Genomic DNA, 13,005 nt, shown 5'->3' on the forward strand with positions numbered 1-13,005 from the left:
ATTGTTTAATTATTGCGCAGGCAGGCTTGTTTTGTCAACAAAAAAAGAAGAAGAGAAATTTCCTCTTCTTCCTTCTAAGCATGATTAGGTGATTCTCCATACTCCGCTTCCCATTTGGCATCTGCCGCAAGCTGCTTTTTATACACCGTTCCGGATAGAAATACGCTAATTTCATACAAAATGATCAACGGGATCGCCACTAAAATATCGGAGATGAAATCTGGCGGCGTGATCATAACTCCGATAAGCACCATAATGAAATAGGCAAGGCGACGCATTTTGCGCAGCCGCTTCGGATTTACCAAACGAATAGCCGTCAAAAACATAATAACAAGCGGCAATTCGAATAGGAGCGATATAGGAATCAATAAGTTAAACATAAACGTAAAATATTGAGCGATGCCATACGTTTCCTCAAGGTTTAAATGCTGCGAGACCGTTCTTGTAAAGTTGAACGCGAGCGGAAACACAACAAAATACGAAAACGCCAGTCCGATCAAAAACATGATTAGAGCGAAAGGAACATATTTCAATGTGGAGCGCTGCTCGTTCTTTCGCAATGCCGGCTTTACGAATGCCCATAGCTGATAGGCAATAACAGGCAATGCCAAAATCAAGGCGATAACAAATGCAAATTTCATATACATGCCGATACCATCCCAAAGCGAGAACGTATGTAAGGAAATCGTATTGGCTGGCTTCTGGCTCATTAGAAAGTTATAGGTAGGCTGCGCGAGTATTAGCCCAACGACTAAGCCTAAGGTTAGTATAATGAGCACATATACGATTCGTTTCCGCAGCTCGCCGAGATGCTCTAGAAGCGGCATAAGCCCTTCTTCGCGCAGAAGCGCCTTGCGTGATTTTTGGTCCGAGTGGTTGTTTGCTTCCGATCCCACCTGCACTTACCTCCTTCGCTTAGCGTTTACACCCTTTTGTTCAAGAAAAAAGCGGGCCCGATTAGTCCGGAAGCCGCTTATTGTCTTTCTCGATATTTTCCGAGCGATTCACTTCAACACGGCTTGAATCCTTGTCCTTGCGATCGTCGTCATCCATGATATCCTTTGCTCCTGCTTTAAATTCACGCAGCGTCCGCCCAAATGCACGTCCAAGCTCTGGCAGCTTGTTCGGTCCAAACAAAAGCAAAGCAACCAAGACGAGCAAAATAATACCCGTTGCACCTATTCCTGACATGATGTTACCTCCTCAAAGCTTTACGCAGTAATGCTACCTCGTAAGCGTTATACACTAGCAGCCATAAAGCCCGCCGTATCCCATGCTCACAATATCTTCACGAACGATTGTATCCCCCGCCAAAATACGAGGCAGCAGCACATCGAAAGACGTATACGGATCATGCATGACACAGCCCGGCAAGCCCATTATTGGCACTCCGTTCAAATATCCGATGAGCAGCATCGAACCTGGCAGCATCGGCGTTCCATAGCTTACGATATCCGCCCCAGAGGCTTTAATCGCGCCTGGCGTGCGATCGTCGGGATCTACCGACATTCCGCCTGTTACTAGTATCATATCATACCGCTGCTCAAGCAAATAGTGTATTTCCTTGACAATTGTTTGTCGATCATCAGGCGCGAATCGCTGCTCCCCAACCTCTGATCCAAGCTCCTCCAGCTTGCTTCTTACGGCCGGACCAAATTTATCTTCAATTCTGCCATTAAAAACTTCTCCGCCGGTCGTTAACAATCCCGCGCGGATTTTTCGGAAGGAGCGTACCTGAATCGGCGACGCTCCACCGTTAGCCAAACGGTATTCGGCAGCAAGCCTCTCTACCGTCTCCACCTTCGCTTTCGACACTACAAGCGGAATTGCTCTCGTTGCCGCAAGCTGTTGCCTTGGCTTGACGACCGTATTTGTCTTAATCGTAGCCAGCGCAATTTCTCCTAGCTCGTTAATGGCATCAACAATGCCTTTATCTATAGATGCTAAGCCAAGCATATTAGACTTTATGCTAACTTTCCCCTCATGCGGTTCAGATAATATCAACTGATCCCCATATAGAGCCTCTGCCATGCGAATCGCTGCATCATCCTCATGGAGCTCGTTCTCGCCAAGCTCCATAACATAAATATGCTCTTTACCGATATCGAGGAGGCTCGGAATATCGGCTTCCACTACGACATGCCCTCTTTTGAATAAACGACCCTTGAACTGGCCTGGAATAATGCGCGTCAAATCATGGGCAAGCCGCATTCCAATCGCATCATATACGGACACTTCTCTAAGTATAGTGGTGCCAAGCTGCTCTGTTCCGTCCTCTGCATGCTCAAGGTTTTGACTCATAAGCTATGCTCCCCCAGCTGTCCGGATAAAATGCCCAAAGCATGCGGCAATTGATCCATGATCGCCATCAGACTCTCGTGTACGCCCTTCGGACTTCCTGGCAGGTTCACGATAAGCGAGCTGCCTCGAATACCGCAGACTCCTCTGGAGAGCATCGCTCTTCTCGTCTTTTGGAGCGCTCCCATCCGCATCGCCTCCGCAAGTCCCGGAACAGCGCGGTCAATGACCTTCAGCGTCGCTTCAGGTGTAATATCGCGCTCGGCAAGACCTGTTCCGCCTGTTGTAAGCACAAGATCAGCATGGAAATACTCGGTCATTTCTATGATAGCAGCCATAATTTCATCCTGCTCATCCGGCACAATACGGTAATCGACAATTTCTCCGCCAAGCTCTTCCTCAATTAACTCACGAATAACCTGCGCGCTTGTATCTTCACGTTCCCCGCGTGAGCCTTTATCGCTTGCTGTTAATATTGCTACCTTCCACCGCATTTACCATTCCTCCCATCCCTAGTCCGCTCATGGGTTTGACGAAATTCGGTAATCACCGCTTTTGCCGCCCGTTTTGGAAACCAGCTGCGTAGGTCCAATAACCATATCCTTTTGCAGCGCCTTGCACATGTCGTACACCGTTAAAGCGGCGGCTGATACAGCTGTCAGCGCCTCCATTTCGACACCGGTTTTTCCAGTCGTTTTTACCGTGCCTTCTATGTAAAGCTCATCCGTTCCATTATCGCTGAATACTACATTTATGCCTGTGAGCGGGAGCGGATGACACATTGGTATCCAATCAGCTGTTTTTTTGGCGGCCATGACTGCTGCAACCTGAGCGACTGCCAGCACATCGCCTTTCCCTACCTTGCCTGCTTTGATTTGTGCTAATGTGTCCGGATTCATCGTTACTTTGGTTTGGGCAACCGCTGTGCGAGAAGTGACTTCCTTCTCAGAGATGTCTACCATCCGCGCCCGTCCCTGCTCGTTAAAATGCGTCAGCTCCACCTCTATCGCTCCCTCTAGCGTAAACGACTGCTGCACCAGGTGAAGGTGTAAGCCGTTTCGTTATTATAGCTTGCCTCTATTTTTTGTTAAAGCATAAAAATGCCTGATTCCGTTATCCATCCATCCATTTTGAGATCATGCTCCAATGTAGGGACATCATCAATGAATTGTACCTCATATGACACGCCTATCCATAACGTTTTTGTCGCATTATTGATATTGGCACTTCTAATTGCCGCTTCCGCAAATCGGTCATAATATCCACCGCCGTAGCCTAAACGTCCTCCTTGTCGATCGAAGGCGAGCCCCGGAACCAATACGATATCTGGTACGTAACCATCGTCGATCGGCAGTGTAACAGCGGGATTAGGCTCCATGATGCCATAGGCACCAGGCATAAGGTCGTCAAAGCTGCGCAAATAATGCAGCGTCATCGATCGATCAGTTGCGACGCATCTTGGCACGATTACATCTCTGCCTGTTCGCCAGCACCATTCAATGAGTTTGGTTAAATCAAGCTCGCTCCGAAAAGAGACGTAAACCATCAGAGCTGCAGCATTATATTTCTCAAGCCATTTTTCCGCGTTCGCGCATGCCTGCTCTGACCATAATTTCCGCTGCTCCGATGACAAGCTGTTTCGCTTCATTGCCATCTGATTGCGTATATAAGCTTTATCGTCAAGTTGATTTTGCTCTGCCAAAAGCATTCACCTATTCTGCATCCCATCATTTTCTTTCATTAATAGTAGTTTACCACTGTTATGCAACTTTCGCCAATGTTAGCGCTCGTTTATGGTACACTGTTGAGTAGTGAAAGCATACGTTCTTTACAATTTTTTTGTTGGAGGTTTCAAAATGCTGCTGCAAGTTTCTAACGTAACGAAGAGCTACGGCGTAAATGTCGTATTATCCAATATTTCTATGCAGGTACAGGAACGGGAACGAATCGGTCTCGTAGGCGTTAACGGCGCCGGCAAATCAACGCTTCTAAAAATTATCGCTGGCGAAATGTCCGCTGATTCTGGCGCGATCCACAAAGCGAAAGAAACCAAAATCGGCTATCTCGCTCAAAATAGCGGCTTGCAATCCAATCGGACGATCGAGGCGGAAATGCGCGCCGTTTTTTCCCATTTAATCGAAGCAGAGCAAGAGCTTCGCGACCTCGAAGTCAAAATTGCTGATCCGGCGCTGCATGAAGATGAGAAGCGTTATGCCGATACACTCGATCGATATGCCAAGCGCTCAGACTGGTACCGCGAGCAAGGCGGCTTCGAAATCAACACCCGTATAAACAGCGTCCTTCACGGGATGGGCTTTGGGAGCTTTCCGCCCGATACGTTAATTGCAACTTTAAGCGGGGGGCAAAAGACACGGCTCGCACTCGCCCGCATTTTGCTTCAAGCGCCTGATTTGCTCATGCTTGATGAGCCTACCAACTATCTCGATATTGAGACATTAACATGGTTGGAATCTTATTTGCGCGGATATTCGGGAGCGATCCTAGTCGTATCCCATGACCGTTACTTCCTAGATGCTCTCGCTCAAACCATTATTGAAATCGAACGTCATACGTCCAAGCGGTACACCGGTAACTATAGTCGCTATATGGAGCTGAAAGCTGCCGAATACGAAATCAATATGAAGCAGTTCGAGAAGCAGCAGGATGAAATTTCGCGTATGGAGCAATTCGTTCAGCGCAACCTTGTGCGTGCTTCGACAACAAAACGAGCGCAAAGCAGGCGCAAGGCTTTGGACAAAATGGACCGTCTCGACAAGCCGCAGGGTGACCTGAAGAAGGCTCATTTTACTTTTGAAATCGAACGTCAGACCGGCAAGGATGTACTGGCTGTAACGGATGTTTCCGTTACTTTTCCCGGCAAAGACTCGCCGATCTTCCGCAATGTCTCATTCCAGCTTACTCGTGGCGAGACTGTAGCATTGATTGGGCCAAACGGTATTGGAAAATCTACGCTGCTGAAGGTGATCGTCGGTCAGAACGAGCCCACAACAGGAACGATTCGATTCGGAACCCATGTAAAGCTCGGCTATTATGATCAGGAGCAAACGAGGCTGAACGGCCAAAACACCGTTCTTGAAGAGGTTTGGGGCAGCTATGCCCATATGGAGGAAGCTCGTATCCGAACCGTTCTCGGCAACTTCTTGTTCAGCGGCGAAGATGTGCTGAAACGGATTTCATCGCTGAGCGGCGGTGAGAAAGCACGTGTTTCGCTAGCCAAGTTGATGCTTGCTGGCGCCAATGTGCTTATTTTGGACGAGCCTACGAACCATCTTGATCTCTTCAGCAAGGAAGTGCTTGAAGCCGCTTTGCTTGATTATGAAGGAACTCTGCTCTTTATTTCACATGACCGTTACTTCCTGAACAAGATGGCAGAACGAATTGTCGAACTTAAACCGTCAGGCACGGATCATTTCCTAGGAAATTATGACGAAATGATAGAGAAAAAAAATGAAATCGAGGAAGCTCGGCTTGAGGCGCTGTCAAAACAAGCTTCAAACTCGAAATCTGCAGCTGTTTCCGACAATGTCAGTTCCTACGAGGCTGACAAGCAAGCGAAACGGGAGGAGCGCGCAAAGCAGCGCAAGCTCGAGCGGTTGGAGCAAGAAATCGCCTCTCTAGAGGAGAAAATAACAGAGCTAGAGGAGCAGCTTGCTGATCCTGCGATTTTTAATGACTATATCCGAATTCAAGAAATCCAAGCTGCTATTGAAGCGCGCAAAAATGCTCTATCGGCCGCTTATGAGGAATGGGAGCAATATATGTAAGGGATTCCTTTGCGAAAGCGAGACCCAAGAAAAGAGGCATATTCGATGAACGCTGATTTTAAACATGAGCTTTCTGATCGTTTGCTTCAGTGGGTAATCCATGCTGTGCCCCCGCAGGCAGCCATTCAATCCATTCATCGCCTGCATGGCGGCATGTCGTCTATCGTCCATAGCATCGTACTGCAAGTGAATGACGTCGAATCAAAAGTCGTATTACGGCAATTCGACAACGCGGATTGGCTGCGCGAAGAACCGGATTTGCCTAATCATGAGGCAGAAAGCTTGCGATGGGCAGAGCAGGCGAGTATTTCGACACCACGAATCCTTGCTTTTGACATGACTGGCGACGAATGCGGAATACCTGCTGTATTGATGACACATCTACCTGGTACCGTTGAGCTGCAGCCGCCTAGTATGGAGAAGTGGATCAATGGCTTGGCGGAAGCTCTCGTTCAGATTCATAAGGTTGAAGCCGACCGCTTTCCGTGGACATACTTCACATATAACGACATTTCAACCTTACAGGTTCCCTCTTGGTCATCCTTTACTGAATCTTGGGAAAAAGTCATTGCGATTGTAAAAGGTCCGCAGCCTGAGGTAAAGCACAATTTTATTCATCGGGATTATCATCCGACCAACGTGCTATGGGAACTGGGCAAAGTGAGCGGTGTTGTCGATTGGGTAAACGCATGCCTGGGACCTGCTGGCATAGACATCGGTCATTGTCGATTAAATTTAGCCCAGCTGTACAATGTAGAGACCGCTGATACATTTTTGACTGCCTATAAGAAGCATGCCGGCCCTTCCTTCCAATATGAGCCCTATTGGGAACTCTTAGCCTTGATCGATATTTTGTTCGGACCACCTACCGTATATGCTGGCTGGCCAGCATTTGGTGTTACTGGGCTTTCCGATGCATTAATGGTCGAGCGGTTGGACAAATATATGCTTAGCTTACTAGAAAGAGCCAATAACCAGTAGCACAGCCTAAGAGGCGACAAACTCACATACAAAACGGCAGATCAAGGATTGCTCCTTAATCTGCCGTTTATTATTGATCTGATAAATGGTTAATTTCATAAACAACGGAACGATTTTGAATCTAGTATTGCTCTAAGCTTATTAAGCCTAGGCGCTGCGCCTCTTTAATGGCTTCCGAGCGAGAGCGTACATTTAGCTTATCGAAAATGCGCGATAACTGATATTCCACATTTCGCTGACTTACATGCAGCATCGCTGCCAGCTCTTTGTTGCTAATGCCCGTAGCAACCTCATGCAAAATCGTTTGCTCTTTTTCGTTGATGGAAACATCCTCAATCGTCACTTCTGAACGACCAATGGTAACCTCATGACGTCTAAGCTGCTTTAACAGCGAAATCGGAATAACGGTGTCGCCTCGCATCGCGCTGCGTATAGCGTTGTGCAGCTGCTCTCTGGATACCGTCTTGGATATAAAGCCGGATACCCCTGACTCAATGAGCAAATTAAAATGTGATCCGATCTCGTAACCGGAATAAATAATGACCTTGCGTTCGGGATCCTGCTGAATTAGACGCTTAGTCAATTCTAATCCACTAATGCCAGGCATATTCAAATCGCACAAAATCAGATCAAAACGCTCAATTTGCACGATATCAAGTGCTTCAATAGCTGAGAGAACAACCGAAACCGACATTTCACCATCTTGCTCAATCATGTTTTTTGTTCCTTCCCCAACGGAAGGATGATCATCAACTAATAAGATACGAATCACGCGATATTCCCCTCTCCGATCTGCCGGTTGTCATGTCTTCTGGCAACAAAATAACAACCTCTAGGCCGTTACCGCGTTCCGAATAAAATGAGATGTCACCTTCTAGACCTGTCACCCGCTCTTTAATACCCGACAAGCCCATATGCTCAAAAGAAACAATCATTTGATTGACATCCATTCCGATTCCATCGTCCTGATATCGGAAATATATCGTTCCTTTACGTAGCTCGAGCTCGAGAGTAACTAGTTTTGCCTGTGAATGCTTGTCCGCATTGCGCAACAATTCTTGCACGATACGATAAATAGCTGTAATTTGCTCCTCGTTCAGTGGACGGCAGAATGCATTTGCACGGAAATCAACTGCAAAGTTCACACGCATTTGCGTATGCTCAATGATCGACTCAACAGCCTCAACAACGCCCATCTCTTTCAGAAGAGGCGGCCGCAGCTCATTGCAGGTTTCGCGAATCTGATGGATGACATCTAGCAGTCCCTCTTTGATGTCCTCCAGCTCACGCTCCAGATTATCAGAAATCGGATAGTCCATCATAATGGACTCAAGCTTTCGGTACCATAGAAGCTGATCCTGAAGCGCAGAATCATGCAAATCCGCAGCAAGCTTTCTTCTCTCGTTCTCAGAAAGACAGAACAGCAGTCGAAGCACCCAAGGCGATGTAGAATGCTCTTTGCGAACCTCAGACTCCAGATCCTCGATCAAACCTTCAATTAAATACAAGTTCTCAAATACGATGCTCGCGTAGCTGGACATCGTCTTTAGCCAACGCAGCTCATCCGAGTTAAAACGGGTATGGTTCGTTTTCATCCCAATCCATAAAATATGGTGTCTTGACCGCTGTCTGCCTATAACAAGACCTAAGCCGTAAGGCAGTTCGATTAATTCGCCAACTTGAAGGGAATTTACCGTCCCAAGCAAAAACTCTGCAGTGATGAGCTCCTCAGGGTGCTCTCCAATCGGATATACGGTATTCTCCGATTGCTCCACGATCATAAAATCAATTCGTTTTACCGGCAGCAGGTCTGAAATTTCTTGCATCAGAACCGCTTCCAAATCGGCTTGCTTCATTACTCTCGCAACCTTGCGTGAGAACCGGTCAAGGCTGTCTTGATAGCTGTACATCGCCTTAAAGAGCTTTGGTCTGAAACGCTGGTCAATTTGTTCCTTCGCATATAGAAATAACGTCATACCGACGTAAATGACAAAAAATACGCCAAACCATACGGACCATGACGGATTATTCTCACCTATTATTACAAATGTCACAAGAGCGGATACAATAAAAGACGGGATTAATGCAAGCGCTGTATAATACTTAAATCTTGTTAATATAAAATCGATGTCAAACAATTGATTCGAGGTTGATAGATAAAAATAGACGATTGGCAAAACGAATAGGAAGAGAGCTGTAAATGCAGCTGGCAAAACCTGATCCTTGCCAATGATTTGAGGCAATAAATTCAATAATGCAAATGGAGTAAAAGCTACAAGATGAGAGATCAGTGTAATGGTGAACAAGGAATGCATCTTTGTACGTCGATGATTAATAAACTTTCGAATTAGCATATAAACGCATACAAAATTACCTACCAGCACAGAGCTGCTATAGGCTATTTGGATATAAGTATAAATATGGCTGGATGCCAGATTTGTCCATATATAAAGCAAACTTCCAATGCCAACTAATCCAACAAGAGCGTAGAGCGTATTCAATGCTCGTTTGCTAATAAAAAGAACATCAAATCTCTGCAAAAAGATATTCATAAAGCTCATAAACAACAATGGGATATTTGGTAGAACCAAATAAATAATAGTAAGTCCAACCGGATCGCTGCGACTTGATGCTGCAGAACTAAAGTAGCTCAAGCCAATAGAACTAAAAAACAAAATTAACAGGATTGCTGCTGTATCATTTCTCCGTTTAGCATACAAAAATCCTGAAAAAGCGCAAAAAATAATGAGTGAAACGCCAGGGATATATAATTGAATAAACAGCTCCCACAACGAATGGTCACCTGTCCATCCCTTCGGAAATTCAATCATTTGAGTCCCATTATCCCTATGTAAAACTAGAACATTATCTGCATATTCAATTGAATTATATTTTCTAACATTTTCAAACTCCTGAACTGGCTTTCCATTCACTTCTAAAACTTGATCCCCAATTTTAATTCCTTTTACTTCTGCTTGTCCCGCTGGTTCTAATGACTTTACAAAATAACGGTGACCGGTCTCCTCCAACAGTACAGCACCAATAGAAGGAATTCTTACGATCACTGCAGTTAAATATAAAATAGAAGCTAGAAAGACAAGCAGGAAGAGGATGGCTATAATGCGGTTAAAAAAATTCTGTCTCATGCACTCCTCTTCCCTTCTGACAAAATCATTATGCTAGTTCCACATGTATGCGTATCCGCTGTTTTTTTCGTTTTTGTTCTTTAGTTCACCAAGAAGAGCTTTTTGTTCTGCAGCAGAGACACCTGCAACTTGCAATTGTCCACCCATAGCCATAGACATTTTTTCTGTACTGCTTACCAACTGACGAATCGCTTCTTTTAACATTTTAACTCCTCCGATTCTCTACTAAAATTTTGAAATCATATTACTTCTCTACTATAACAGGAATAGAATCGACAATAAACGCAAAAGTGATTCGTATTTACCGAAATGACTTTTGCGTGGTTTGTAATTATGCAATTTTTTGGTTTAAAATATGTAAAAATGTCGATTTCCAAGGACCTATCTCCTGAATAGTGTCTACTAACTCTTCAAATCTATTGTAGTGCATCCTGCTCATGACTGAACCATACAGTATAGTTCCGGTTCTTTCGCATGTTTCGAGAAAAAGCTCACGCTTCATAGCTACTTCCTCTATAGAAAGCCGACCCTCGAAATAATCTTTAATCCATCGATCCTCGTCTGCCTCGCTCTCTATTAAATAGAGAGTGAGCAGCGTACGCTTGCACTGGAGGAAATCGCTCTTATCATCCCATCTCAGCAAATCCCGAAGATCATTTTGAATTTGGGCAGCTACGCCAATCTCAATCGCATACTCCGCTACTATGCTATTCCAGGGCTGGCCGGCAAGCATAACACCGGTCATACAAGCGAGCTGCAGCAATGTCGCTGATTTTTGCTTAACCATGTCCAAATAGGACTGCTCGTCCGCAATATCATTCATAATGTCGAGCATTTGACCGTTCGCTGACTGAAGCAGCAGCCTATTCATCATTTCCATAAGCGCTATTCTCATCTCATCATTCGTCGCACAGCTCAACATCGCTTGCTGGGACAACGTTAGCAGCGATGAGGCGACATGAATCGCAATAGGCTGTGGAGCCTGCATCCATGCCTTATGCGGGGCGTCCTGATCCTGCAAATCATCCAAAATATCCGAAGCCAAAATAAACAGCTCTACGGCAGCTGCAGCCTCGTATACTTCGTCGCCAATACCGCCAAACATGCGATAGTGAATGACGGTCATCTGTCCAAATCGAATCGTTTCAGCCAGCTTGTCTTCAATAAAAACCTCAGCAAATCGCGCAAGAGGCTCAGCAGTAAAAAACCGCTGAACCATCCTTTGCATTTGTTGACCAATGAGTGGGATACAATCGTTCACAAGCGAACCTCCGCTAAATCAAGATCATTCTATTATACTATGAAATTATAACGTAAACATACGGTGAACCATAGTAACAAAATGAGTTAACGAACGATGTTTAATTATGCCGTTGCAGTCGCCGAACCATTTGCGCTTTTTTTCCGTCGGAATTTCCTCTTTCTTATTTCCCCCCTCGCTCATTTGATTTATTAGGGTTGCAATCATCTCCATTCTTAATTCAAGTAATTCCCTGCGCTCGACTGACGGACTTTTGATGCGATCGCGATGATCCATTTCTAAAAAGCCCTCCTTGAAGTAAACAGATCCATGTGATGTCTTTTTCTTAATTTTTGATTTTCCTTATACGCTAACACTCCTATTCAGTTCAACTGCGTGATGCATATACACTGCTTCCATCGTCATGCCGCCGCCTGGCAGCTGTGCGATAAGCGACGAGGGATTATCGCATGTAATAAACTCACCTTTTCGCATAACGCAAACACGATTGCAATTTCTTTGAATTTCCTCCATGTCATGAGAAGCAACAACGATTGTTTTCCCCTGTTGCTTAAGCAGCTTAAGAAGAGTCCAATATTCTTTTTTGGCTTGCGGGTCCAGACCCGTTGTTGGTTCATCCAAAAATATGATTTTGGGATCATTTACTAATGCAATTGCTAGTGCTGTGCGCTGTCTCCAGCCGCCGGACAGGCGCTTTACTAATTTATCCGAATATGGGCTAAGTCCAAATTGTTCAATGATACGATCCAAATTATTTTTCCGTTTATAGAAGCCTTGAAAAAGCTCCATTGCCTCGCGAACATTCATTTTATCGACTAAGGACGTGCTTTGCAAATGAATCCCAATATCTTCCTTCAACCGTTCTGCATCATGAACCACATCGTGGCCGTATATGCGGATGCTTCCTTGGTCTGGCATACGAATACCCATTAGCATTTCGAGCAGCGTCGTTTTTCCTGCACCGTGCGTACCGATAATTCCGAAAATCTCTCCTTCATTTACTTTGAAGGATACCCGATCCACTGCCTTATTCGCGCCATAGTACTTGCTGACCGAGCTTACATGAATGATCGTTTCCTTTTCCATTCCTTGGTTAACCTCCATTCACACTTAAACTTTGCGTGAGTTATTCGTTATACGGTGAGATATATGTTTTAAGTATGCGTCATAGTTTCACGATAACGCATATCGCAAACTTTTTCACCGAAAACATGACTAGTAATTCACGCAAAAATTTTGCGCGACCGCAATGTAAGCGCAACCATAAGCAAAAGAAAACACATCATTCCAAAATAACTAAAAATTAGCTAATTATATTTATCCACAAAAATATCAACAACTCTGTATAAATTGTTAGTTAATTCTGTCGATAATACGCAGGCAATATGGTAGCATTTTCGCGGTTTTCGTCGTTTCATAGGTACAAACTCATACAATCCCAATTATTTATCCATGTTATACACATTATCCACAACTAAATCATGAAAAAACTATCCCCTTTTCACTCACAATATGAAGGTTGAGTAAATCCAGT

14 protein-coding genes are annotated in these 13,005 nt (G+C 45.0%); 2 read left to right on the top strand and 12 right to left on the bottom strand.

All coding sequences use genetic code 11. The annotated features are described in order from the left end of the window. Positions 1–74: 74 nt before the first annotated feature. From tatC to AC1TPC_RS15005, 6 genes are all read right to left on the bottom strand, one after another. Positions 75–827, bottom strand: a complete 753-nt coding sequence (gene tatC, locus AC1TPC_RS14980) for a twin-arginine translocase subunit TatC (protein WP_482067707.1) — start codon at positions 825–827, stop codon at positions 75–77. Positions 828–957: 130 nt separating this feature from the next. Then, a complete protein-coding gene (tatA, locus tag AC1TPC_RS14985) occupies positions 958–1,191 on the bottom strand; it encodes a twin-arginine translocase TatA/TatE family subunit (protein ID WP_482067626.1) in 234 nt (77 codons plus the stop codon). A gap of 54 nt (positions 1,192–1,245) precedes the next feature. Further along, the gene (locus AC1TPC_RS14990; protein WP_482067627.1) at positions 1,246–2,301 is read right to left on the bottom strand and encodes a molybdopterin-binding protein; all 1,056 of its coding nucleotides are present in this window, start codon (positions 2,299–2,301) and stop codon (positions 1,246–1,248) included. Further along, positions 2,298–2,792: a MogA/MoaB family molybdenum cofactor biosynthesis protein gene (locus AC1TPC_RS14995; RefSeq protein WP_169087273.1), complete on the bottom strand. Its 495-nt coding sequence runs from the start codon at positions 2,790–2,792 to the stop codon at positions 2,298–2,300. The genes AC1TPC_RS14990 and AC1TPC_RS14995 overlap by 4 nt, the downstream gene beginning before the upstream one ends. 27 nt (positions 2,793–2,819) lie before the next feature. Then, the gene (moaC, locus tag AC1TPC_RS15000) at positions 2,820–3,299 is read right to left on the bottom strand and encodes a cyclic pyranopterin monophosphate synthase MoaC (RefSeq protein ID WP_482067628.1); all 480 of its coding nucleotides are present in this window, start codon (positions 3,297–3,299) and stop codon (positions 2,820–2,822) included. 86 nt (positions 3,300–3,385) lie between these two features. Then, complete coding sequence (locus tag AC1TPC_RS15005) at positions 3,386–4,000, bottom strand: 5-formyltetrahydrofolate cyclo-ligase (protein ID WP_482067629.1); 615 nt, start codon at positions 3,998–4,000, stop codon at positions 3,386–3,388. A gap of 154 nt (positions 4,001–4,154) precedes the next feature. Here AC1TPC_RS15005 and AC1TPC_RS15010 point away from each other — a divergent pair, with 154 nt between their 5' ends. Continuing rightward, positions 4,155–6,083 (top strand): ATP-binding cassette domain-containing protein, encoded by a 1,929-nt coding sequence (locus AC1TPC_RS15010; RefSeq protein WP_482067630.1) that lies wholly within the window; start codon positions 4,155–4,157, stop codon positions 6,081–6,083. Between the two features lie 45 nt (positions 6,084–6,128). After that, on the top strand, positions 6,129–7,064 hold the full coding sequence (locus AC1TPC_RS15015) for a phosphotransferase family protein (RefSeq protein WP_482067631.1): 936 nt from the start codon (positions 6,129–6,131) through the stop codon (positions 7,062–7,064). 121 nt (positions 7,065–7,185) lie between these two features. Here the strand turns inward: AC1TPC_RS15015 and AC1TPC_RS15020 are convergent, their stop codons facing one another. The 6 genes from AC1TPC_RS15020 to AC1TPC_RS15045 form a co-directional block, all read right to left on the bottom strand. Further along, positions 7,186–7,836: a response regulator gene (locus AC1TPC_RS15020; RefSeq protein WP_482067632.1), complete on the bottom strand. Its 651-nt coding sequence runs from the start codon at positions 7,834–7,836 to the stop codon at positions 7,186–7,188. Then, positions 7,814–10,210: an ATP-binding protein gene (locus tag AC1TPC_RS15025; protein WP_482067633.1), complete on the bottom strand. Its 2,397-nt coding sequence runs from the start codon at positions 10,208–10,210 to the stop codon at positions 7,814–7,816. The genes AC1TPC_RS15020 and AC1TPC_RS15025 overlap by 23 nt, the downstream gene beginning before the upstream one ends. Positions 10,211–10,243: 33 nt before the next feature. Continuing rightward, complete coding sequence (locus AC1TPC_RS15030) at positions 10,244–10,414, bottom strand: hypothetical protein (RefSeq protein ID WP_482067634.1); 171 nt, start codon at positions 10,412–10,414, stop codon at positions 10,244–10,246. A gap of 127 nt (positions 10,415–10,541) precedes the next feature. Further along, on the bottom strand, positions 10,542–11,471 hold the full coding sequence (locus tag AC1TPC_RS15035; RefSeq protein ID WP_482067635.1) for a polyprenyl synthetase family protein: 930 nt from the start codon (positions 11,469–11,471) through the stop codon (positions 10,542–10,544). A gap of 45 nt (positions 11,472–11,516) precedes the next feature. Next, positions 11,517–11,747 (bottom strand): hypothetical protein, encoded by a 231-nt coding sequence (locus tag AC1TPC_RS15040; RefSeq protein ID WP_482067636.1) that lies wholly within the window; start codon positions 11,745–11,747, stop codon positions 11,517–11,519. A gap of 66 nt (positions 11,748–11,813) precedes the next feature. Then, complete coding sequence (locus AC1TPC_RS15045; RefSeq protein WP_482067637.1) at positions 11,814–12,557, bottom strand: ABC transporter ATP-binding protein; 744 nt, start codon at positions 12,555–12,557, stop codon at positions 11,814–11,816. Positions 12,558–13,005: the final 448 nt, after the last annotated feature.

Source organism: Paenibacillus sp. Y280 (genome assembly GCF_056786335.1).

Bases quoted from the DNA above. Each gene is read 5' to 3' on its own strand.
- tatC (WP_482067707.1), bottom strand. From the start codon at position 827: ATGCCGCTTCTAGAGCATCTCGGCGAGCTGCGGAAACGAATCGTATAT.
- tatA (WP_482067626.1), bottom strand. From the start codon at position 1,191: ATGTCAGGAATAGGTGCAACGGGTATTATTTTGCTCGTCTTGGTTGCT.
- AC1TPC_RS14990 (WP_482067627.1), bottom strand. From the start codon at position 2,301: ATGAGTCAAAACCTTGAGCATGCAGAGGACGGAACAGAGCAGCTTGGC.
- AC1TPC_RS14995 (WP_169087273.1), bottom strand. From the start codon at position 2,792: ATGCGGTGGAAGGTAGCAATATTAACAGCAAGCGATAAAGGCTCACGC.
- AC1TPC_RS15010 (WP_482067630.1), top strand. From the start codon at position 4,155: ATGCTGCTGCAAGTTTCTAACGTAACGAAGAGCTACGGCGTAAATGTC.
- AC1TPC_RS15015 (WP_482067631.1), top strand. From the start codon at position 6,129: ATGAACGCTGATTTTAAACATGAGCTTTCTGATCGTTTGCTTCAGTGG.
- AC1TPC_RS15025 (WP_482067633.1), bottom strand. From the start codon at position 10,210: ATGAGACAGAATTTTTTTAACCGCATTATAGCCATCCTCTTCCTGCTT.
- AC1TPC_RS15030 (WP_482067634.1), bottom strand. From the start codon at position 10,414: ATGTTAAAAGAAGCGATTCGTCAGTTGGTAAGCAGTACAGAAAAAATG.
- AC1TPC_RS15040 (WP_482067636.1), bottom strand. From the start codon at position 11,747: ATGGATCATCGCGATCGCATCAAAAGTCCGTCAGTCGAGCGCAGGGAA.
- AC1TPC_RS15045 (WP_482067637.1), bottom strand. From the start codon at position 12,557: ATGGAAAAGGAAACGATCATTCATGTAAGCTCGGTCAGCAAGTACTAT.